The following is a 20,911-nucleotide window of genomic DNA, read 5'->3' as shown; positions in this document are numbered from 1 at the left end:
CTCACTCCTGTCCCGGTACGGCCCGGCCGAGCAGGCCGAGGAAGGAAGTGTTCAGCAGGGCGGCGTCGGCCGCCCGGACCGGGTGGTGCCCGAGCAGCAGGGCCTGCCCGTAGAGCGCCTCGACGGCGAGCCCGACCAGCTCCGGGTCGGTCAGCGTGGTGACCCGGCGGACCAGCGGGTTGCGATGGTTGAGCACCAGCTGCGGCCGGTCCGGCGGGGCGGAGGTGGCCAGCGCGTCGAGCACCCCGCCCCACAGCTCGTCGGCCTTGTCGCGGCTGGCGGCGAGCTGGTCGTGGAACGCGGCCGAGCGGCTGACCAGGTAGAGCGCGGGCAGCGAGACCGGATCGTACGCCCGGACCACCACCTCGCAGCCGAGCCGTTCCAAGGCCCGCTGCGCTCCGGCCAGGAACGGCCGCAGGGCCAGCTCGGTGGCCGGGTCGAGAATGTCGAAGCGGGTGGTGAGGTCGCTCGGCTCCAGCCGCTCGAGGAGCACCGACCGGTCCACGGTAGGCAGTCGCTCGATCAGCTCGGTGTCGTAGGTGTAGCCGCCGTTGACGACGGCCAGGTCCTGCGCCGCCGCGACGGCGGCGAGCTGGCGGAACTCGTCGAGGCTGGCGGCATAGCGGATCAGTCCGTGCCGCTGGCGGAACTCGGCCAGGGTGAGGGTGCCGACGTTGGTGTCCATCGGCCACCACTGGTCGACCAGACGGAGCATCTCGTCGTCGTGCAGGGCGAGCGCCTTGACGCCCAGGTGGTGCACCTGGAGGAACTCGGCGAGCCGGCGCGGGTCGTGCTTGGCCAGCCGGACCAGCCAGCCGCGGACCTGGTCGCCGAGGACGTCCCGGGTGGCGGTGAGCAGGGCGTCCTCGTAGAGCGCCTCCCGGCTGGCGGTGGGCCGCAGCTCGCTGGCGTCCAGCACGCAGTGGGCGAAGAACGCCCAGTCGGGCAGCAGCCCGTCGGCGTGCTCGGTGAGCAGCATCCGCTTGAGGTAGACCCGGTGCCCGGCCCGGGCGGCCGGGTTCACCGGGGTGGGCAGGATGAACGCCACGCCGGTGAGCCCCGCCTCGGGCACCGCCAGCGGCACCACGTCGAACGGGACGAAGCCGAGGACGTCCTGCGCGTACCGGTGGAGGGCGGCGCGGTCGACCGGCACGCCCGGCGTGGTCGGCCACGGCGGCGGGCCGGCGGTGGTCGGGATGTCACCGACCCGGACGTCGACCGGCAGCAGGCTGCCGTAGAGGCGGGCCAGCTCGGTCACGGTCGGCACCCCGAACCACTGGTCGGCGTCGCGCCGGGGCACCAGCGTCACCGTGGTGCCGGGCTCGTCGCGGGCCTGTCCCGGCTCCGCGAGCTGGACCGCGTACCGCCCGTCGGACCAGCCGGTCCAGAGCACGGTCGGCTGGTCGGCGTGCCGGGTGACCACCCGGATCTCGTCGGCCACCAGGAAGCAGGAGAGCAGGCCGATGCCGAACTGACCGAGGAACTCGTGCCGGGAGAAGCCCAGCTCGTCCCGCTTGGAGCTGCGGCCGATGGTGGCCAGCAGCTCGTGCACCTGGGCCTCGGTCAGGCCGATGCCGGTGTCGTGCACCCGCAGCGTGCCGTCGCCGGTCAGCTCCGGCGGCTCGATGCAGACCCGGGCCGGGGCGTCCGGCTCGCCGGCCCGCCGGGCCGTGATCGCGTCGACGGCGTTCTGCAGCAGCTCCCGGACGTAGACCCGGGGGCTGCCGTAGAGGTGATGGCTGAGCAGGTCGACCACGCCGCGGAGGTCGACCTGGAAGGTGCGGTCCAATCGTGCTCCCCGTTCGGATTCCGGCGCTCACCGTACCGGCCGGCGCCGACGGTGTCCGTCCCGTTTTCCTCCCCGCTTGACCCTCGACCCGCTTCAGGCCTCAGGGTCCCTCGGCATGACCACCTCCGTGCTCGGCCGGAACTACCGGCTGCTCTGGTCCGCCGCCGTCGCCTCCCGGTTCGGCGACACCCTGCGTACGCCGGCCCTGGCCCTGCTGGCCGCGACGCTGACCCGTGATCCCCGGGCGATCGCCGCGGTGACCGTCGCCGGACAGCTCCCGCCGCTGCTCCTCGGCCTGCTCGGCGGCGCGTACGCCGACCGTTGGGACCGCCGCCGGACGATGGTGGCGGTGGACGGGGCGCGGGCCGTGGTGGTGGCCGGCCTGGCCGTGCTGGTCGCCACCGGCCGGGCCGGCGTCGCCGCGCTGGCGGCCGTCGCGTTCCTGCTGGCCACCCTCGGCACGCTCTTCGACGCGGCCTCGTTCGCGATGCTGCCGTCGCTGGTGCCACCGGCCGCCCTGCCCACCGCCAACGGCCGTCTCCAGGCCGGCACGGCGGTGGCAGGCGGCTTCCTCGGCGCCCCCCTGGCCGGCGTCCTCTTCGCCCTCTCGGCGGCGCTCCCCTTCACCGTCGACGCCCTCACCTTCGCCTTGGCCGCCCTCCTCGTCCTCACCGTCACTCCACTCCCAGGCGCGGGGGCGCGCGGGGGGACCGGGCGGCGGTCGGTGTGGCGGGAGGCGTGCGAAGGGGTGCGGTGGGTGCGGAGGGACCGGGTGTTGTGGCGGGTCACGCTGGCCACCGCGGGGTCGAATCTCGCCATCAGCGGGCTGATGGCGGTGCTGGTGCTGTACGCGCTGGAGGTGCTGCGGGTGCCGGCGGCCGCGTACGGGCTGTTCGCGGCCGGGGTGGTCGTGGGTGGACTGGTCGGGGCGCTCGGGGCCGGGCGGGTGGCCGCGCGGTTCGGCACCCTGCCGGCGCTGCGCGGAGTGCTGCTGGCCCAGACCGTGGCGCTGACCGGCTTCGCGGCGGCCCGGCACCCGCTGGCCGGGGGCGTCACGCTGGCCTGCTTCGCCGCCGGCACCACGGTGTGGAACAGCCTCTGGGCCGCGTACGGGCAGCGGCACGTGCCGCCGGAGCTGCTCGGCCGGGTCGGCGCGGCCCAGCGGGTGGTCGGCCTGGCCTGCGCCCCGCTCGGGGCGGCGCTCGCCGGGTTCGTTGGGCAGGCGTACGGGGTGGTTCCGGTGGGCTGGGCGGCGGCCGGCGTCTTCGTCCTGGTCACCGCCGCCTCATGGCGCACGCTGCGCGAGGCGGGTTCCGCCGCCGAGCGCCGGACGGAGTCGGTCGCCCGTCCCTAGGCTGGGACGGGCGGCGGGAGGAGGGCGGCGTGACGACACAGGACGACGCCGGTAGGCGGAACCGGCAGCGGATGCTGGCCGCCGTGCTGCTCACCGGAGCGGGCCTCTTCGACGCTCTCGCCGGGGTCAGCGATGTCTACGACGACCCGTACGTGGTGCTGACCCGGGAGGGGATGTTCCGCCTCGACGTGAGCGGCTGGATGTGGGCCCACCTGGGGGCCGCGGTGCTGATGGTGGCGGCCGGCCCCCTGCTCCTCACCGGCCGCCGCTGGTCGCACGGGCTGGCGGCGGTGGCCGCGATCGTCGGCATCGCCATCCATCTGGTCGTGCTGCCGTACCAGCCGCTCTGGGCCCTGCTGGTGCTCGGGCTGGCGGTGGCTGCGCTCCGGCTGCTCTGGCACGCCCGGCCGAGGGCCCGGTCCGACGAGGTCAGCGCGAGCCGCAGACCTTCCCGGTGAAGGCCGGGTCGGACACCCGCTCCCGCCGCCAGACCGGGTTGAGGCTGAACGGCAGCGGGGGCGCCTGCCAGGCGGCGGCCACCTGCTGGAGCAGGACGTACCCCCGCTGCGGCCGACTGACCGGCTCGCCGGCGAGGAAGTTCACCAGCCGGGCCTCGACCACCGGCTGGCCGAGTAGACCGCCGTGCACCGCCGGCATCTGGAACACCGGAATGCCGGTGTACTCGCCCGGCGGCGCCTCGGTGGCGGTGGTGGTCGGCAGGAAGGCGAGTATCCGTACGCCCGGGACCGGGCACATCAGTTCGGTGCGGTAGAAGGGCGCGTCGTCCAGCAGCGACCGGATGAACGGCTCGTCCGGCCCGCTGCCGCTGCGCGCGAGGACGTCGGCGAGCCCGAACAGGACGCGCAACTCCCAACCGGCGGCGATCCCCCAGCCGCTGGACGCGTCCTCCGGCGGGTAGTAGGACCGGCCCGTGTTGATCAGCGGACTGAACATGGCCATGGTGTCCACCGCCGGATGCGGCCGGTCGGCCAGGTAGGTCCGGGCCACCAGCGCCCCCTCGCTCTGCCCGATTAGCGCCAGCGGTCGGCCGGTACGCCGGTGCAGCAGGTCCACCTGGGCGGCGAGCAGCGCCACGCTGGAGCTGATCGACCGGTAGGTGTCCCGGGGCTCGTACGGCACGGGCCGGCCCTGCGCGTCCAGGCCCCGGTAGGAGAACCACTGGATGTTCGGATCGGCGGTGGCCTCCCCGGCGTACGCGCTGCCGTGCCCGCCGAGGAAGATCACCGCGTGCCGGACGTCGCTCGGCAGCGGCCGCTCGAGCAGCAGGAACGACGGCGCCTTCTTCGAGGTACCGGGCAGGGCTGCGAACAACGGCTGCACCACCAGCGGTGCGGCGAAGGCGAGCAGCACGGCCAGCGGTGCGACCGGCACCCGCGCCCAGCGGACCGGGCGGCGCGGCAGCAGGGCGGCGGCCACGGTGCGCTGCCAGAGCAGCCCGTTGACCACTCCCGCGAGCGCCGCGACCGGCGCGGTCCACCACGTTGGCACGGACCAGACCATCGCGCCGCCGACGGTGAGCACCACGAAGTTCAGCAGGGACCAGCCGACCAGCTCGATCGAGGGCAGCCCCCGCCACCAGGCCCGCTCGACGGCGGCCCGTTGCAGGAACGGCGCCAGCAGGAACAGCGGTAGCAGCGAGGCGAGCAGCAGCCAGGAGAGGGCGACCACCGATGCGGCCAGGGAAAGCGCGGCCCACGGGGACACCACCACGCTCAGCACCGAGGTCAGCACCAGATTCCGTCCCGCGAGCCAGCGGACGCGGGGCCGGGGCACCTGCCGGGGCCAGGCCAGCGCGACCAGGCCGGTGGTGAGCAGCGCCCGGAACGTGACCACCCCGGCCAGGCCGAGGACGAAGGTGGGCCACGAGTCGTGGTAGACCAGCAGCCAGCGCAGGTCGTGGTACGTGTCGTACGGCCAGACAGCGGTGACCTGTGGGGCCAGCCCCTCGGCGGCACGGAAGCCGACCCCGGCCAGGATGGCGCCCTCGACGGCTGGAGGCAGGGCGGCCAGCACGACCAGCCCGACGAGCCGGGTGTCCAGGCGTCCCACGCCCCCTCCCCTCGGCTCGCCGACGACCGCCCTCCCGCAGCCTGCCCCGGCCGGGCCCGCCCGGGAGGGTCAACGCGGGATCGCCCCCCGGTCGGGCTCGAAGCCGGCCAGCCGGACGGCGAGCCGCTGTCGGGCCGGGGGCAGTAGGGAGGCGGCCCGGAGCAGCAGGTCGCGCAGGGGACGCCCGGCGGGCGGGAGGGTGGTGAGCCGGGTGAGCCGGTCGGAGAAGCCGAGCACCTCCTCGGCGAGCGGCCGGCGCGCCAAGGCGTACCCGTCCAGGACGGTCGCCGGGCGGCCGGCGAGCACCGCGGCGAGCGCGTCACCGAGGGCGACCGCGTCGCGGAGGCCCAGGTTCATCCCCTGCCCGCCGGCGGGGCTGTGCACGTGGGCGGCGTCCCCGGCGAGCACCACCCGGCCGGCCCGGTACGCCCCGGCGATCCGGTGGTGCACCCGGAACCTCGACCGCCAGAGCAGCTCGGTGACCCGGTCGGGCCGCCGGGCGGGACCGCGCTCGTCGAGCAGCGCCTGGAACCGGGCCGCGTCCGGGTCACGCGGCGCGTCGGCCACCGCGGCGACCAGCCGGACCACCCCGTCCGGCAGCGGCGCCCAGACCAGCGGCCCCTGCGGCGCCAGGAAGAGCGCGGTCTGGTCGCGAGGTAGCGCGCTGTCCACCCGGACGTCCGCGAGCAGGAACGACTCACCCGGGTCGGCCGGCCCACCGAAGTCGATGCCGGCCAGCTCGCGGACCGTGCTGTGCATGCCGTCCGCGCCGACCACCCACCGGGCTCGGACCGTCTCCCCGCCGGCGAAGCGGGCGGTCGCGCCGCCGTCGTCGAGCGCGAGGCCGGTCAGCTCGTACGGCCGGAGCACCCGGCCGCCGAGCGCGGTCAGCCGGTCGGCGAGCACCGCCTCGGTCTCGGACTGGGACACCATCAGCGCGTACGGATAGCGGGACGGCAGCCGGCCGAACGGGACGGTGAGCAACACCCGGTCGCGGTCGCGGACGGTGAACCGGTTCGCCGGCAGGCCGCGGCTGACGAGCGGGGCGGCAACCCCGATCCGGTCGAGCACCTCCAGGGTGCCGGCATGGACGACGGCGGCCCGGGAGGTGACCGGCGGGGTGGCCAGCCGGTCGACCACGGTGGCCCGCACCCCGTGCCCGGCCAGGGTCGCGGCCACCGCCAGGCCGGTCGGCCCGGCCCCCACCACGAGGACGTCGGTGTGCTCGGGAAACATGCCCCACCTCCGGATGCCAACGCTTGTTTGCCAACACTCGTTGGCAACGTTAGGCGTGGGTCGGCTTCGATGTCAACGCTTGTTGGCATACAGTCGTGGACATGACCGACACGGCACCCGGCGCCCGCCGCTCCGACGCCACCCGGAAGGCCATCCTGCGCGCGGCCCGGGAACGCTTCGCCGCCGACGGGTACGACCGGGCCACCATCCGGGCCATCGCCGCCGACGCCCGGATCGACCCGTCGATGGTGATGCGCTACTACGGCAGCAAGGAGGGGCTCTTCGCGGCGGCGGCGGAGTTCGACCTGCGCCTGCCCGACCTGGCCGGCGTACCCACCGACCGCCTCGGCGAGGTGCTGGTCCGGCACTTCCTCGACCGCTGGGAGGGCGACGGGACGCTCGCCGCCCTCCTCCGGGCGGCCGCCACCAACCCCGGCGCGGCCGCGCGGATGCGCGGCATCTTCGCCGACCAGCTCGGCGCTGCCGTGGCCCGGTTCGGCACCGAGCCCGCGACCACCGCCCGCCGAGCCGGCCTGGTGGCCAGCCAGATCCTCGGCCTCGCCCTCACCCGGTACATCGTCGGGCTGCCGCCGATGGTCGAGGCGCCGCCGGCCGAGCTGGTCGCCTGGGTGGCGCCGACCATCCAGCGCTATCTGACCGGCGCGGCCCCGGCCTGACGCCCGCGCGGACGACGGCCGTGGTCGCGCGGGGCGACCACGGCCGTCGGTGGGAGCGGTAGGGCTCAGCGGGCGAGGCCGCCCGGCTGGTCGCCCTTCACGACGGGGGCCCGGACCAGGTTGCCCCACTCCGTCCACGAGCCGTCGTAGTTGCGGACCTGCGGGTACCCCAGCAGGTGGTGCAGCACGAACCAGGTGTGGCTGGACCGCTCGCCGATCCGGCAGTACGCCACCACGTCGTCCGACGGGCTCAGCCCGAGCTGGTCGGCGTAGATGGCCCGCAGCTCGTCGGCGGACTTGAAGGTGCCGTCGTCGTTCGCGGCCGACTTCCACGGCTTGCTCACCGCGCCCGGGATGTGCCCACCGCGCAGCGCGCCCTCCTGCGGGTAGTCCGGCATGTGCAGCATCTCGCCGGTGTACTCGCCGGGCGAGCGGACGTCGACCAGCGGCCGGCCGGCGGCGATGTGCGCCATCACCTGCTCGCGGTACGCCCGGATCGGGGCGTCGTTCCGCTCCGGCACCGGGTACTCGGCGCGCGGCCGGCTCACCTTCTCCCGGGTCAGCTCGCGCCCCTCGGCGATCCACTTCTGCCGGCCACCGTCCAACAGCCGCACGTCCGGGTGGCCGAAGAGGGAGAAGACCCAGAGGGCGTACGCGGCCCACCAGTTGAAGTTGTCGCCGTAGAAGACCACCGTGTCGTTCCGGCCGATGCCCTTCGCGGCGCAGAGATCGGCGAAGCTCTTCGCGTCCAGGTAGTCGCGGGTCACCTGGTCGTTCAGCTCGGTGTGCCAGTCGACCTTGACGGCGCCCGGGAGGTGGCCGGTGTCGTAGAGCAGCACGTCCTCGTCGGACTCGACCACCACGAGGCCCTCGTCGCCCAGGCGCTCGGCCAGCCACTCCGTGGTGACCAGACGCTGCGGGTCGGCGTACGACTGGAAGCGGGGATTCGGATCGCTCGGCACAGGCATGAGCCCCAAGGTACGCCCGATCCCGGGCCGCCAACCGGTCTGCCGGAAATCGGGTGCAGCGAATGTGGCGGGCGGAACGTGACCGTGGCGGAGCCCGCCGACCACACAGGATCGCGTGACCCTACGGCGGTCAGGCGCGGCGGTGCACCAGCCGCCCGGCCACCACGGTGGCCAGGCAGGAGCCGTCTTCACCGAAGACGGCCAGGTCGGCCCGGCCGCCGACGACCAGCGCCGGTGGCCGAGGACCGTCCAGCACGGCCAGGCCGTTGCGAGCTGCGGCGGCCCGTACCGCCGGGTCGGTGACCTGCGCGGCGAGCACCGCGCCGACCCCGAGCCGGAACAGGGCGTGCACCCGCTCGCGCGGGGTGGGCGCGGGCGGCAGCGGCCCGTCGTGCACCAGCGCCGGACCGAGAGTGCCGGCCCACCGCCGCACCCGCACCCCCGGGTACGCCCGCGTCAGCTCGTCCACCGGGCCGACCGCGCCGATCCGGTCTCCGTCGACCAGGACGGCGAGGCCGGCGGTCGGCTCGGCGTCGCGGGCCGGCCGCACCAGCTGCGCGGTGTGCAGGGTGAGCACGGTCAGTCGAGGGTGATCGGCCCGAGCATCGGACGCTTCGCGGTGACCAGGTCGCCGGAGGAGCGGCCGGTGAGTCGGCGCTTGATCCAGGGGGCCAGGTGCTGGCCGGCCCAGCGCAGGTCGGCCGCCCGGGCGGCCAGCCACGGGGTCGGCGCGGGGTGCGGCGGCACCATCAGCCACTCCTCGTCGCAGCCCACCCCGAGCGCGGCGAGCACCTGCCCGGCGACCCGCCGGTGCCCGGCCGCCGAGAGGTGCAAGCGGTCGGTGCTCCACAGCATCGGGTTGAGGTAGGTGTCGTCGGCGTACAGGTCGACCAGGATCGCGCCGTGCCGCTCGGCGACCTCGCCGACCACCCGGTTGAGCAGGGTCACCCGGGGGGCCACCAGCCGCTGCCCGGGGAGCCGGGCCATCACGTCGGCGAACCGGAAGAGGACCACGTCGGCGCCGCCGGCCCGCAGCTCGCCGATCACCGCGTCGAAGCGGGGCACGAAGGAGTCCGGGTCGAAGGTCCGCCGCAGCACGTCGTTGCCGCCGGCCGCGAAGCTGATCAGGTCGGGCTTCATGGCCAGGGCGGCCGGCACCTGCTCGGCGACGATGTTCGGGAACAGGCGGCCCCGGATCGCCAGGTTGGCGTACCCGAAGTCCGGGCCGGCCTCGGCGGCGAGCCGGGTGGCGACCAGGTCCGCCCAGCCGCGGTACGTCCCGTCCGGATACGCGTCGTCCATACCCTCGGTGAAGCTGTCGCCCACCGCCACGTAGCTGCGCCAGCGCACTGCGCCTCCCTATGACGTCCCGCAGAGCTGTGTCGCTCAGTCTGTCACCGCGCCCGGTGGCACCGACCGACCCCTGGCGTACGACGTGGCGGAGGTCATCGACGGCGACCGTGATGGAGACCTCACCCAGCCAATTGGACAAAAGCTCCGGTCGATCGATCCGGGGCAGAATCCGCCCGGTCGGCCGTGAATGATGTTGCCGGTCATCCGGTCCGGCGGCGGGGGACGTCCGCCGCTGCGGGCTGGTCATCGACGGCGCAGACGAGGAACGCATGACCCAGGGACACCCCTCCGCATTCCCGACCAACGGCCAGCCGCCCGTTCCCGGCTACGGCCCGCCGGTCGGGCACCCCGGCTACCCGGTCCAGCCGGGGCCGTACCCGGGCGGGCCGGGACAGCCCGTGCCGTACCCGAGCGGGCCCGGACAGCCGGGCTTCGGGCCGTACGCTCCGCAGCCGCCACCCGCGCCGGCACCGAAGTCCCGGCGCGGCCTGTGGATCGGGGTCGGTGTCGGTGTGCTGGCGCTGACCCTCTGCGCCGGCACGGCGGCCGGCGTGGGCATCGGACTGAGCCGACGCGGCGAGGAGCCCCCGAAGGCCGCCGCCGCGGCGAACGGGGTGACCGTCACCCAGCAAGAGCTGGACGAGCTGCTGAACCGGCACGGCAAGGCGCTCGCCGACAAGGATCTCAAGGGCTACCTGGCGCCCTTCGACCCGACCCGCAAGGACCTGATCGCCAGCCAGACCCAGCTCTTCAAGAACCTGGGCAAGCTGCCCCTGGCCGTCGGCCGGTACGGCACGGTCGCGCAGCAGGGCCGGACCAGCGACAGCTTCGGCCGCGGGGTCACCTTCCAGCTCGACGTCTCCTTCGTGCACCAGTTCGACGGGTACGACCTCACTCCGGTCGCCGAGTGGTACCGCTGGACGGTCGTCAAGGAGAGCAGGGACGCGCCGATCAAGGTCACCGCGGTCACCGGGGCGCCGGCCGCGCTCGGTGACTCGAAGACCGTCTACTACCCCGGGCCGTGGGACAAGTGGCCCGACATCCACGTCGAGCGGACCGCGCACACGCTGGTCATCACCGACGCCAGGATGGCCTCGGCGGCCCGGCGGTACGCCCCGGTGGCCGAGGCGGCCGTGCGGGACGACCTCGCCGCCTGGCAGACCGGCGGGGCGACCGCCAACACGCCGAAGGGCTTCGTCATCGCCCTGGTCAAGGGCAAGAAGGACCTCGGCTCGCTCTACCGGATCAACAAGGAGAAGACCACCGAGTCCGGCATCTCGATCGGCATGATCTCCGCGGTGAAGGGCGACATCGACATCGGCGGCAGCCGGATCGTGATCGACGTGGCCGACCAGGGCTTCTTCGCCCCGGGCGACAAGACGGGTCCGCGCGAGATCTTCCGGCACGAGCTGGCCCACTCGCTGGTGGCCAGCCTCGAGGACGCCGACAAGCAGGACTTCTTCGCGGGCATCGAGAACTGGATCGTCGAGGGCTTCGCCGAGTACCTGGCGCACCGGGGCGAGCCGCTGCGCGCCAGCGGCCGGACCGCCCAGGCCCGCGCGCTGCTCCGGTCCGGCGACTGGGACGGCAAGCTGCCGGACAACTTCGACTGGAGCGTGTCGGAGGAGCGGCTCAGCTTCCACTACTGGCTCGGGCACGCGGCGATGACCTACCTCGCCGACAAGTACGGCGAGCAGCAGCTCTTCCAGTTCGTGGTCGCCCGCTACCAGGGGGCCACCGCCGAGCAGGCCTGCCAGCGGGTGCTCGGCGTTCCGCTGGCGCAGTTCCAGTCGGCCTGGTCGACGTACGTCCGGGCGCAGGCGCGCTGATCGGGAACGGAGAGAACGAGATGACGAACCCCCAGTTCCCCGCGCCGAACCAGCCCGGGGCGTCCGGCGGCTGGTCCGCCGCGCCGCAGCAGCCGTGGCCGCAGCAGCCGGCCGGGGTACCCCAGGTCCCGTACCCGCCGGCACCGCAGACCGGCCACCCGGCTGCGCCGCATGTTCCGTACCCCGGCGCGGCGCAGCCCGCGTACGCGGTGGCGGGCCAGCCTCCGTACCCGCCGGACGGTTGGGCCGGGCCGGGCGGTGGCCCGCCGGCGGCGCCCAAGCGGCGCGGACGTCTGGCGCTGCTGCTGGCCGGCGGCCTGGTGGCCGTGCTGGCCGTCGGCGCCGGCACCGCCTGGGGGGTCTCCCGGCTGATCGGCGGAGGCTCCGGCGCGGACCTGAAGGTCGCCTGGACGCTGGACTTCCCCGAGCGGGAAAACATGACCGGGCTCACCGCGTTCGACCAGGAAGACATGTTCGGCGCCTGGCTGGTCGGCGACAACGTGGTACGGGCGCAGGCGGACGGGGTGCTCGCCTACCGGCTCTCCGACGGCGGACAGGCCTGGGGCGCGCCCGCGCCGGACGGGACGTCGGTCTGCGTCGCGGCCCAGGCGGTGACCGACGGGCGGGGCGCGATCGCGGTCGGCTCCGACAAGTCCTGCAACACCGTCGCCGGGGTCGACCTGAACAGCGGCAAGGTGACCTGGCAGGTCAGGTTCCCCGCGCCGGTCCTGGAGGGGCGGGACACGCTCACCGCGCCGGATCTGTCGGTCGCCGGCCAGCAGGTGATCGTCCGCTCCGAGGACACCCTGATCGGGCTATCGCTCGCCACCGGGAAACAACTCTGGCGCACCACCGGGCACAAGCTGCTGCCGGGTCGGGACTGCGGCTTCAAGGACATGCGGGCCGCCGACGACCTGGTGGTGGTCACCTACGGCTGCCCGCGCGGCGGTGAGGTGGACGGCCTCGACCCGGCCACCGGCAAGGTGCGCTGGCGGCAGCGGCTGCCCGAGTCGAAGCTCATCGACGGCGTGCTGGGCGTGCAGCCGCCGGTCGGCCTGCCGGGGTTGGGGCACGACGCGTACCCGATCCGGGACCCGCGGACCGGCAAGGAGGTGGCCTCCTTCACCGACCCGATCGACGGGGTCGAACTGTGGGACGTGCCGCCGAACCGGTCCAACGCGATCGACGGACCGGCGATCTACGAGTGCCTCGTCGCCGACGACACCCTCTACTTCCCGACCTTCCCCAAGCCGGTGCCGGGCACCGGGCGGTCGGCCAACCAGATCGTCGCGATCGACCTGGCCACCGGCAAGAAGCGCTGGATCTCCTCCGGCCACAGCGCCAGCAAGGTCCAGCTGATCCGCCGGGACGAGCAGGGCGTGCTCGCCTGGGAAGCCGGCGACCGGACGAAGCTCCCGCCGCGCCTGGTCCGCATCGACCCGGCCACCGGCAAGGTCAGCGTGGTGGCCGAGGGGCCGCTCTCGGCCGGCTTCGAGGGCGACGAAGCCAAGGTGATGGAGCGGGACGGAGTCGTGGTGATCGTGCCCTGGAAGCACGTGGTGGCGAAGGGGGCGATCACCGTGCTGCGCTGACCCGAACAACGCCGCACGAGAAGGGGCGGACCACCGGCCGGTGGTCCGCCCCTTCCTGGTCCTGGATCAGGCCGCGTACGCGAGCAGCTTCATGTTCCGCAGGGCCGCCGGCTCCTCGACCGTGCCAACTGGCCGGAAGCTCTTGTCTAGGACGGTGATGCCGGTCGTCCGCTTGACGATCACCTTGTCGTCGACGGTGAACATGATGCTGCGGATCTCGCCCGCACCCGGCAGGTCCACCACCTTGCTCGTGGTGGTGTCGACCACCGCGAAGCTGTCGTCCCGGCGGGATGGGTCGGTGCCGTCCCAACCGACCGAAACGTAACGGCCGTCCATCGACACGCTCTGGGCCCGCCAGCCGCCCCAGTGCGCGGCCTCGTCCTTCGGCGGCGTGTAGGTGTACCGGCGCAACCGCGTCCCGTCCGCCACGTACGGCTTACCCTCCGCCACCGCGGCCAGCCACCGGCCGTCCGCCGACCAGCACCGGTCCATCTCCTCGCCCGGGTCACCGTCGACCCGCTTGTTGGCCGCCACGTCGACCAGCACCGACTCCCGGCTCTTCTTGTGCACCATCAGCAGGTCACCGCCCTTCCACACCAGCGCCCGGGGGTCGAGGCAGTTGACGTCGTCCAGCAGCCTCGTCGCGCCCGGCTTCCCGATCGTGCCAACCAGGAGCACCCCACTGGCGTTCCCGTCGCTGTCCTGCACCCAGGCCACCCGCTTGCCGTCCGGCGAGACGGTGAGGGTGTTGGCCGCACAGCCGTAGGTCACGAACGAGAGCTCGTGGACCACCTCGTCCGAGCTACCCCGGACCGCGTGGATCCGATACCTGGTGGACGTCTTTTCCAGGTAGTACCGGGTGCCGGGGAGCACGGCGGCCGGTGCGGCGGGGTTGCTGACCGGAGCCGCGGTGGCGACGGCGGCGGAGGTCGGGACGGCGGTCGGGGTGGTCTTTCCTCCAGCGCAAGCGGTCAGGCCCACCACCGCGAGCGCGGCCGCCGAGAGGGCCACGACACGGCGGAGACTACGCAGACGAGCGGTGCGGGCGGCGGGGGTCGGGGCGGCGAAAGTGTTCACGGTTCCGGTCCTCAGGGTCGGTGGCGCATCGGTTTGACGCACTTCCAGACGCCAGGTTCTCAATGGAGGGTTGCCGCCTCGGAGGCGGAATTTCGGCGAATCTCCGAAATCAGGTTCACCCATGACAAAGACCCCCGGCGCCAGTGCACCGGGGGTCTGCCTGGGCGGCAATGGTGGATCGCTCAGGCCACGTACGCCAGCAGCGCCATGTCGCGCAGCGCCGCCGGCTCCTCGACGGTGCCAACCGGCCGAAAGCTCTTGTCGAGGACGCTGATGCCGGTCACCCGCTTGACGATCACCTTGTCGTCGGCGGTGAACATGATGCTGCGGATGTCGCCGGTGCCGGGCAGGTCGACCACCTTGCTGGTGATGGTGTCGACCACCGCGAAGCTCCCGTCGTTGCGGGACGGGTCGGTGTTCATCCAGCCGACCGCGACGTACCGGCCGTCCATGGACACGCTGCGAACCCGCCAGCCGTCGTAGTGCTCGGCCTCGGCCTTCGGAGGGGTGTAGTGGTAGAAGCGCCACTTGCTCTCGCCGGTGGCGTACGGCCTGCCCTCGGACACGGCGGCCCAGCTGCGCCCGTTGGGCGACCACCACTTGAGGGTCTCGTTCCCCGCGTCGCCGTCGGCCGGCTTGTTCTCCGGCACGTCGATCAGCACCGGCCGGTTGCCGTCGTGCACCATCAGCAGGTCGTTCGTGTTCCAGACCAGCGGATTGCTGCCGAGGCAGTTGGCCTTCCCGCGGAAGTTCGGCGCCCGCTCGACCGTCCGCTTCCGAGATCCGTCGATCATCGACGTCACCAGAATGCCGTCGTCCTCATTGGCCCCGCCGTCCACCCAGGCGAGCCGCTCGCCGTAGGGCGAGATGGTGATCGTATTGCGGCAGCTGCCCGAGCCGAGGGGAATCCGGGCAGCCACTTGGTCGGAGCCACCCTTGACAGCGTGGATCACCGCCTCCCGGTCGGTCAGCCCGAGGTAGTAGCGGGTGCCGGGAAGCGCCGTGGCCGAGGCGTCGGAGTTGCTGGCCGGAGCCGCGGTGGTGACGGCGGCCGGTGCGTCGGAGGTCGGGGCGGCGGCCGGGGCGGTCTTGGCGCCGCATGCGCTGAGGCCCACCGTCGCGAGCGCGGCGGCCCCGAGGGTCACGGCCTGCCGGAGGTTACGGAGACGAGCGGTGCGGGCGGTGGCGAGAACGTTCACGGTCTCAGTCCTCAGATTCGGTGGCGCAGCGGGTTGACGCACTCCCAGACGTCGACTCCTCAGAGGAGGGTTGCCGTCTCGGAGAAGAATTTTGGGCGTTGGTCCGAGACCCGGCCCGCCACGGCACAGGCCCTCAGCACCAGGTGCTGAGGGCCTGCTGAGGGCCGTGGTCGCGACAGCTAGGGCACGTACGCCAGCAGCCACATGTTGCGGACGGAGGCGGTTTCGGTGACCGTGCCGAGCGGCTTGAAGCTGCTGTCCAGCACACTGATGCCGGTCGCCCGCTTGACGACCACCTTGTTGTCGACGGTGAACATGATGCTGCGGATCTCACCCCGGCCCGGCAGGTCAACGACCTTACTGGTGGTGGTGTCGACCAGCGCGAAGCTATCGTCGTGGCGGGACGGGTCGGTGCCCACCCAACCGACGGAGACGTACCGGCCGTCCATCGACACGCTCCGGGCCTGCCAGCCGCCCCAGTGCGCGGCCTCGTCCTGCGGCGGCGTGTAGGAGTAATGACGCGACTGCGTCCCGTCCGTCACATACGGCTTGCGCTGGTCGTCCACCGCGGCCAGCCACCGGCCATCCGCCGACCAACACCGATCGGTCTCCTGACCCGGGTCACCGTTGACCCGCTTGTTGGCCGCCAGGTCGAACAGCACCGACTCCCTGGTCTTCTTGCCCACCATCAGCAGGTCACCGCCCTTCCACACCAGCGGGCGGGGACCGAGGCAGTTGACCTCGTCTAGCAGCCTGGTCGCCCCCGGCTTCCCGGTCCTGCTGGCCATGAGCACACCACTGGTGTTGCCGTCCGTGCTGTCCTGCACCCAGGCCACCCACTTCCCGTCCGGCGAGACGGTGATGGTGTTCCACTCGCAGCCATAGGTGCTGTACGGGAGCTGGTGAACCACCTGGTCCGAGCTGCCCCGGACGGCGTGGATCCGGGCCCTGGTAGACGTGCTCTCCAGGTAGTACCGGGTGCCGTCGAGGACAGACGCCGGCTTCGCCGGCGAGTTGGTCGGCTCGGCGCTCGCCGAAGGATCCGGGGTCGGGGTGACCTCGACCGGGGGCGCGGTAACGGTGGTCGACGGGCCGGCGGGCTGTGGCAGGGGCGCCTGCCCGTTGGGCCGGATCGCCAGGGCGGCGCCCGTGGCGGCGGCGACCATGACCAGCGCGGCGGCAGAGGTGGCCACGGCCCGCTGGATGCCGAGCCGGCGGGACGTTCGCAGCGCCCGGTCCCGCAGGTCGACCGGGGTGACCTCCTCGGCCAGGTCGGCCAGGTCGAACCGGAGGCGGTCGTGGTTCATCGGGCACTCCCTTCCAGGACATACAGCTCGGCGAGTTCCGGGGCGACGATGCGCAACTTGGCCAGAGCCTTCGAGGTCTGGCTCTTGACGGTGCCGACGGTGACGCCGAGCAGGTCGGCGGCCTCGACCTCGGTGCGATCCTCGAAGAACCGCAGCACCAGCACCGCCCGCTGCTTCGCCGAAAGCTTCGCCAGCGCGGCCCGCAGGGTGAGCCGGAGCGTGGTCTGGTGCGCGTGGTCGGGGGCCGAGTCGCCTCCGCGCGGCTCGGGCAGGTCGCCCGGCATCGACTCGGCTACCCGGCGGCGCCGCCACCAGGACACTTGCAGGTGGTACATGATCTTTCGGGTGTACGCCTCGGCGTTGCCGCTGTCGTGCAGCCGGCTCCACGAGCGGTGGGTGCGCGCCAGGGCGGACTGGACGAGATCCTCGGCCAGGTGCTGGTCGCCGGTGAGCAGGTAGGCCGACCGCAGCAGCGCGGGGGTACGCGTTCGCACGAACGAGTCGAACTCACTCAGGAGAGGGTCCACACGAGCCGATCCTTGGGGTGAGGTGGTGCGTTCATCGTGACGCCCTCCCAGACGCCACCCCGGCCGGCCATGGTTGCCGACTCTTGAGAAAGAGAAATTCGGACCGGCCATCTGCGTTGTGTGCGCCGCCCGGGAAGGCCACCGTGCCGCCGGTCGCAATGCGAGGATCCGCTGCCGGCCGGCGCCGAAACGACCGCGGCCGGACGAGCGGTTTGCGCTCGCCCAGCCGTTGGTGGCTGCGGCTACTCGTAGCAGTCCTGGTGGGCGAGCTGCAGGGTGATGGACCGCACCTTGCCGTTCTGGACCTCGATCCGGTAGACCGCGTCCGGATTGCCGGGCACCGGCACGAGCCCGCGGCCCTCGTCGTTATGGGGCGTCCCGTCAATCCCTCGCCAGGTCGGGTACGCGTCGACAACGCTTGCGCGGGAGGAGCCGACGCCGATTCCCTCGGCCGTCTTGATGTCCGTCGGCGGCACGATCGCGGCGACGCCCAGGCGGGTCGACCACCAGACGGCGGTGTCCCCATCGCCCTTGAACTCGGCACGGGCGGGGCAGCCCGTAGAAACCTGCGGGTTGGGATTCGCGAAATCGCTGATCATGCCCGTGACCTCCGCCTTCTTCTTCGACATGCCCAGCTTGAGGGCGCCGAAGCCGTCGGGGCCGAGCACCAAGACCGGCTTGTCAGACGGTGCCGCGGTATCCGACGGCGTCGCCGTGGGAGAACCGCTGGCGGTTGGGCTCGGAGAAGGCTCGCCTGACGACGACGCGGTCACCGTCACCGACGGGGTGTCGGCGGGCATGGGTGCCTGGCCCTCGTTGCGGGGCATGAACGCGAAGGCCGTGCCGGTGGCCGCGCCGAGCATGACGATGACGGCGGCCGAGGTGGTGACGGCCCGCTGGATGCCGAGCCGGCGGGACGTTCGCAGCGCCCGGTCCCGCAGGTCGACCGGGGTGACCTCCTCGGCCAGGTCGGCCAGGTCGAGCCGGAGACGATCCTGGTTCATCGGGCGCTTCCTTCCATGAGATACAGCTCGGCGAGTTCCGGGGCGACGGTGCGTAGCTTGGCCAGGGCCTTCGAGGTCTGGCTCTTCACGGTGCCGACGGTCACGCCGAGCAGGTCGGCGGCCTCGGCCTCGGTGCGGTCCTCGAAGAACCGCAGCACCAGCACCGCCCGCTGCTTCGCCGAAAGCTTCGCCAGCGCGGCCCGCAGGGTGAGCCGGAGCGTGGTCTGGTGCGCGTGGTCGGGGGCCGAGTCGCCTCCGCGCGGCTCGGGCATGTCACCCGGCATCGACTCGGCCACCCGACGGCGCCGCCACCAGGACACTTGCAGGTGGTACATGATCTTTCGGGTGTACGCCTCGGCATTGCCGCTGTGGTGCAGCCGGCTCCACGACCGGTGGGTCCGGGCCAGGGCGGACTGGACGAGATCCTCGGCCAGATGCTGGTCACCGGTCAGCAGATACGCCGACCGCAGCAGCGCGGGGGTACGCGTTCGCACAAACGAGTCGAACTCACTCAGGAGAGGGTCCACACGAGCCGATCCTTGGGGGTCAGGTGGTGCGCGATCGGGGCGCCTCTCCAGACGCCACCCCCGCGCACCATGGTTGCCGTTGAGATCACCGATTTTCCGTGATGCTCTTCCGGTACGGCCCCCAGGCCACGAACCGCTTATCGGAGCATCGACTCGTAGGGTTCTCCGTCATCGGCGATCGGGCGGTAGTCCTCGTCGGCCGCGGCGCGGTGCAGTGCCTCCAACAGCCCGTCGGCCGACGGCAGGTCCAGCGCCTCCCGCAGCCGCTGCCGGTCCGCGTCGAGCCGCGGCCGGTCGGCGCGGATGGATCCATCCGCCTCGGCCAGCCACCGCCGCAACTGTTCGCCATTCTCGCCGTACGGTCTCGCGGTGGCGTCGTGGATGCTGGACAGGTCGACGACGAGCGCCAGCGCGTCACGCAGGCAGGTGGCGATCAGTCCACCCTGGCCTTCGGAGCCGGCGTACACGACCGGTCGTCGGCTGCCGGTGCCGACCAGCAGGAACGCTCCACCCGAGGCGTCTCCCGCGATCATCTCGAGGGTCTCACCGCTGGCCAGGTGCACCGGCTCCACCGGTCCGTTGGCCGCCCGCAGGATGTCGAAGTCGAACCACGCCAACAGGTCGGCGATCCATCGGGTCCGGCGGATCTGCTCCAGCAGCGCGCTGTCCGCAAGGGCATCAGGCATCCGGCGACGGTACCGCCCCGACCTCGACGGGGCAGAAGACGACGGAGGTCGTCGCGATAATGGCGCGGATCCGATCCGGGAGGGTCGTGATCCGACGACCATGAGCGAGGACCCGACATGACCGAGGGATTCCCCTCCGCGCCCCCGCCCGCGCCGGGCCCCCCGTTCCCCGGGCCGTACCAACCACCGGCACCCGCCGGGTCGTACCAACCGCCGGCATCCGCCGGGTCGTACCCGCCGCCGCCGCAGCCCACCCTTGCCGGGCCGTACCCGCGGCCGGCCGGTCCGTACGGCCCGCCGGCGATGCCGTACGGGCCGCCGCCCGTCCCGCCGCCCGCCGGGAAGAAGTCGAAGCGCTGGCTCTGGATCACCCTGACCGCGGTGGTGGTGGTCTTGGCGCTCTGCGCCGGGTCGCTGACGGTGGTGGCGCAGCAGCTCGACCGGCTGACCGCGGGGGCAGCGGCTGACGACGAGCGCGGCCCGATCAAGCCGGCGGAGATCGAGGCGCTGCTGAACGGGCACACCCGCGCCCTAGGTAAGCGGGACCTCGCCGCGTTCACGGCCCCGTTCGACAAGAAGCTCGTCGCCCGGCAGACCATCCTCTTCCGAAACCTCCTCAAGGTGCCGTTCGCCGAGGCCCGCTTCGCGAAGTTCCGCCAAGGGCCGTTCACCACGGTCGGCGCGGGGTGGTCGGTCGAGCTGACGCTGTCGTTCGTGCACCGGTTCGAGTACGACCTGGCGCCGGTCGACGAGCTGTACACCTGGACCGTCGTCCGGGCCCGCGCGGGTGCTCCGCTCAGCGTGATCGCCGTCGGTCACCTACCGAAGGGCTGGACGGCGCCCGAGCTCAGCTACCACCCGGCGCCGTGGGACAGGTGGCGCAACCTGCACGTCGAGAAGACGGCGCACACGGTGCTGATCGTCGACGCGTCCCTGCGGACGCAGGCGCGGCGGTACGCGCCGATCGCCGAGCGGGCCGCGGTGGCGGACCTGGCCGCCTGGCGGGCCGGGGGCGGATTCGACCAGATCCCGCAGGGCTTCGTGTACTCCCTGGTCAAGGGCAAGAAAGAACTGGGTGCGCTCTACCAGAGCGGGCAGAAGGGTGGCCGCTCCGAGTCCGCGATCACCATCCCCTTCGTGCCCACCACGACGGACGAGCGCTACGAGGACGGACCGGACCACGGCGCCAGCCGGGTGGTGGTCGACGTGGTGGACCCGTACTTCTTCCAGTCGGGCGACCGCGACCTGCCACCGGAGCTCTTCCGGCACGAGTTCGCCCATGCGATGGCCGACAACATCGCCGGCCACGACCGGGAGGAGTTCAACCTCGACGGCCTCCAGAACTGGGTGACCGAGGGGTTCGCCGAGTACGTGGGCCACCAGAAGCAGTCCTGGATGCGCAGCGACCTCACCGCCGACGGCCGCGACCTGCTCCGCACCCTCGGCTACGACGTGTCGCTGCCGACCAACGACGACTGGGACCTGTCGGGCCGGGTCAACTACCACTACTGGCTGGCGCACTCCGCGATGAGCTTCGTCGCGGACCGCTACGGGGACCGGAAGGTCTTCGATCTGGTCGACACGCACTACCGGGGCAAGAAGATCGAGGAGGCCGTCCAGCAGGTGCTCGGCCTGTCGTACGACGAGTTCACCGAGCGGTGGTCGGCGTACGTGGTCGCCAAGGCGCGCTGACCGCCGGACGGCGCGTCCCCGAAT

General features: G+C 72.8%; 19 protein-coding genes. 6 read left to right on the top strand and 13 right to left on the bottom strand.

Annotated features, from left to right (window positions below; genetic code table 11):
* Position 1 precedes the first annotated feature (1 nt).
* On the bottom strand, positions 2-1,789 hold the full coding sequence (locus ACFYOS_RS08890) for an HSP90 family protein (RefSeq protein WP_387137253.1): 1,788 nt from the start codon (positions 1,787-1,789) through the stop codon (positions 2-4).
* 115 nt (positions 1,790-1,904) lie between these two features.
* On the opposite strand from ACFYOS_RS08890, the gene ACFYOS_RS08885 reads away from it, so the two are divergent.
* Both ACFYOS_RS08885 and ACFYOS_RS08880 read left to right on the top strand, forming a co-directional pair.
* Positions 1,905-3,143, top strand: a complete 1,239-nt coding sequence (locus ACFYOS_RS08885) for an MFS transporter (RefSeq protein WP_387137250.1) — start codon at positions 1,905-1,907, stop codon at positions 3,141-3,143.
* Positions 3,144-3,172: 29 nt separating this feature from the next.
* Positions 3,173-3,601: a hypothetical protein gene (locus tag ACFYOS_RS08880; RefSeq protein WP_387137246.1), complete on the top strand. Its 429-nt coding sequence runs from the start codon at positions 3,173-3,175 to the stop codon at positions 3,599-3,601.
* Here ACFYOS_RS08880 and ACFYOS_RS08875 read toward each other — a convergent pair.
* Together ACFYOS_RS08875 and ACFYOS_RS08870 are read right to left on the bottom strand one after the other, a co-directional pair.
* Complete coding sequence (locus ACFYOS_RS08875) at positions 3,573-5,213, bottom strand: esterase/lipase family protein (RefSeq protein ID WP_387137243.1); 1,641 nt, start codon at positions 5,211-5,213, stop codon at positions 3,573-3,575. The two genes, ACFYOS_RS08880 and ACFYOS_RS08875, sit on opposite strands and share 29 nt — an antisense overlap.
* 69 nt (positions 5,214-5,282) lie before the next feature.
* On the bottom strand, positions 5,283-6,449 hold the full coding sequence (locus ACFYOS_RS08870) for an FAD-dependent monooxygenase (RefSeq protein ID WP_387137240.1): 1,167 nt from the start codon (positions 6,447-6,449) through the stop codon (positions 5,283-5,285).
* A gap of 101 nt (positions 6,450-6,550) precedes the next feature.
* On the opposite strand from ACFYOS_RS08870, the gene ACFYOS_RS08865 reads away from it, so the two are divergent.
* Complete coding sequence (locus ACFYOS_RS08865) at positions 6,551-7,126, top strand: TetR family transcriptional regulator (RefSeq protein ID WP_387137237.1); 576 nt, start codon at positions 6,551-6,553, stop codon at positions 7,124-7,126.
* A 65-nt stretch (positions 7,127-7,191) separates the two neighbouring features.
* Here ACFYOS_RS08865 and ACFYOS_RS08860 read toward each other — a convergent pair whose 3' ends face one another.
* From ACFYOS_RS08860 to ACFYOS_RS08850, 3 genes are all read right to left on the bottom strand, one after another.
* Positions 7,192-8,094, bottom strand: coding sequence for a sulfurtransferase (locus ACFYOS_RS08860; RefSeq protein ID WP_387137234.1), 903 nt, complete (start codon positions 8,092-8,094; stop codon positions 7,192-7,194).
* Between the two features lie 130 nt (positions 8,095-8,224).
* Positions 8,225-8,671 carry a hypothetical protein gene (locus tag ACFYOS_RS08855; RefSeq protein WP_387137231.1) on the bottom strand — a complete coding sequence of 149 codons (447 nt, stop codon included), beginning with the start codon at positions 8,669-8,671 and terminating at the stop codon, positions 8,225-8,227.
* Positions 8,672-8,673: 2 nt separating this feature from the next.
* Positions 8,674-9,444 (bottom strand): SGNH/GDSL hydrolase family protein, encoded by a 771-nt coding sequence (locus tag ACFYOS_RS08850; RefSeq protein WP_387137229.1) that lies wholly within the window; start codon positions 9,442-9,444, stop codon positions 8,674-8,676.
* A 272-nt stretch (positions 9,445-9,716) separates the two neighbouring features.
* On the opposite strand from ACFYOS_RS08850, the gene ACFYOS_RS08845 reads away from it, so the two are divergent.
* Both ACFYOS_RS08845 and ACFYOS_RS08840 read left to right on the top strand, forming a co-directional pair.
* Positions 9,717-11,276 carry a hypothetical protein gene (locus ACFYOS_RS08845; RefSeq protein ID WP_387137226.1) on the top strand — a complete coding sequence of 520 codons (1,560 nt, stop codon included), beginning with the start codon at positions 9,717-9,719 and terminating at the stop codon, positions 11,274-11,276.
* Between the two features lie 20 nt (positions 11,277-11,296).
* Positions 11,297-12,868 (top strand): PQQ-binding-like beta-propeller repeat protein, encoded by a 1,572-nt coding sequence (locus ACFYOS_RS08840; RefSeq protein ID WP_387137223.1) that lies wholly within the window; start codon positions 11,297-11,299, stop codon positions 12,866-12,868.
* A gap of 66 nt (positions 12,869-12,934) precedes the next feature.
* On the opposite strand, the gene ACFYOS_RS08835 is transcribed toward ACFYOS_RS08840, so the two are convergent.
* The 7 genes from ACFYOS_RS08835 to ACFYOS_RS08805 form a co-directional block, all read right to left on the bottom strand.
* The gene (locus ACFYOS_RS08835; protein ID WP_387137219.1) at positions 12,935-13,879 is read right to left on the bottom strand and encodes a hypothetical protein; all 945 of its coding nucleotides are present in this window, start codon (positions 13,877-13,879) and stop codon (positions 12,935-12,937) included.
* A 248-nt stretch (positions 13,880-14,127) separates the two neighbouring features.
* Positions 14,128-15,144 (bottom strand): hypothetical protein, encoded by a 1,017-nt coding sequence (locus ACFYOS_RS08830; protein ID WP_387137216.1) that lies wholly within the window; start codon positions 15,142-15,144, stop codon positions 14,128-14,130.
* Between the two features lie 179 nt (positions 15,145-15,323).
* Entirely contained in the window at positions 15,324-16,451 is a 1,128-nt protein-coding gene (locus ACFYOS_RS08825; RefSeq protein ID WP_387137213.1) for a hypothetical protein, read from the bottom strand.
* Positions 16,448-16,978 (bottom strand): SigE family RNA polymerase sigma factor, encoded by a 531-nt coding sequence (locus tag ACFYOS_RS08820; RefSeq protein ID WP_387137210.1) that lies wholly within the window; start codon positions 16,976-16,978, stop codon positions 16,448-16,450. The genes ACFYOS_RS08825 and ACFYOS_RS08820 overlap by 4 nt, the downstream gene beginning before the upstream one ends.
* A 242-nt stretch (positions 16,979-17,220) precedes the next feature.
* On the bottom strand, positions 17,221-17,982 hold the full coding sequence (locus ACFYOS_RS08815; protein ID WP_387137207.1) for a hypothetical protein: 762 nt from the start codon (positions 17,980-17,982) through the stop codon (positions 17,221-17,223).
* Entirely contained in the window at positions 17,979-18,509 is a 531-nt protein-coding gene (locus ACFYOS_RS08810; RefSeq protein ID WP_387137204.1) for a SigE family RNA polymerase sigma factor, read from the bottom strand. Before ACFYOS_RS08810 ends, ACFYOS_RS08815 begins: the two co-directional genes overlap by 4 nt.
* Before the next feature lie 137 nt (positions 18,510-18,646).
* Complete coding sequence (locus tag ACFYOS_RS08805) at positions 18,647-19,195, bottom strand: hypothetical protein (protein ID WP_387137201.1); 549 nt, start codon at positions 19,193-19,195, stop codon at positions 18,647-18,649.
* A gap of 117 nt (positions 19,196-19,312) precedes the next feature.
* On the opposite strand from ACFYOS_RS08805, the gene ACFYOS_RS08800 reads away from it, so the two are divergent.
* A complete protein-coding gene (locus ACFYOS_RS08800; protein ID WP_387137198.1) occupies positions 19,313-20,887 on the top strand; it encodes a hypothetical protein in 1,575 nt (524 codons plus the stop codon).
* The last annotated feature ends 24 nt before the right edge of the window (positions 20,888-20,911 follow it).

The organism is Micromonospora sp. NPDC005806 (assembly GCF_042871425.1).
Classification (GTDB): domain Bacteria; phylum Actinomycetota; class Actinomycetes; order Mycobacteriales; family Micromonosporaceae; genus Micromonospora.
This window is presented reverse-complemented; position numbering and strand designations above follow the sequence as displayed.

What these genes read in the sequence shown, in the direction of transcription:
- ACFYOS_RS08885 (WP_387137250.1), top strand. Translation starts at nt 1,905, where the DNA reads ATGACCACCTCCGTGCTCGGCCGGAACTACCGGCTGCTCTGGTCCGCC.
- ACFYOS_RS08870 (WP_387137240.1), bottom strand. Translation starts at nt 6,449, where the DNA reads ATGTTTCCCGAGCACACCGACGTCCTCGTGGTGGGGGCCGGGCCGACC.
- ACFYOS_RS08865 (WP_387137237.1), top strand. Translation starts at nt 6,551, where the DNA reads ATGACCGACACGGCACCCGGCGCCCGCCGCTCCGACGCCACCCGGAAG.
- ACFYOS_RS08860 (WP_387137234.1), bottom strand. Translation starts at nt 8,094, where the DNA reads ATGCCTGTGCCGAGCGATCCGAATCCCCGCTTCCAGTCGTACGCCGAC.
- ACFYOS_RS08845 (WP_387137226.1), top strand. Translation starts at nt 9,717, where the DNA reads ATGACCCAGGGACACCCCTCCGCATTCCCGACCAACGGCCAGCCGCCC.
- ACFYOS_RS08840 (WP_387137223.1), top strand. Translation starts at nt 11,297, where the DNA reads ATGACGAACCCCCAGTTCCCCGCGCCGAACCAGCCCGGGGCGTCCGGC.
- ACFYOS_RS08825 (WP_387137213.1), bottom strand. Translation starts at nt 16,451, where the DNA reads ATGAACCACGACCGCCTCCGGTTCGACCTGGCCGACCTGGCCGAGGAG.
- ACFYOS_RS08815 (WP_387137207.1), bottom strand. Translation starts at nt 17,982, where the DNA reads ATGAACCAGGATCGTCTCCGGCTCGACCTGGCCGACCTGGCCGAGGAG.
- ACFYOS_RS08805 (WP_387137201.1), bottom strand. Translation starts at nt 19,195, where the DNA reads ATGCCTGATGCCCTTGCGGACAGCGCGCTGCTGGAGCAGATCCGCCGG.
- ACFYOS_RS08800 (WP_387137198.1), top strand. Translation starts at nt 19,313, where the DNA reads ATGACCGAGGGATTCCCCTCCGCGCCCCCGCCCGCGCCGGGCCCCCCG.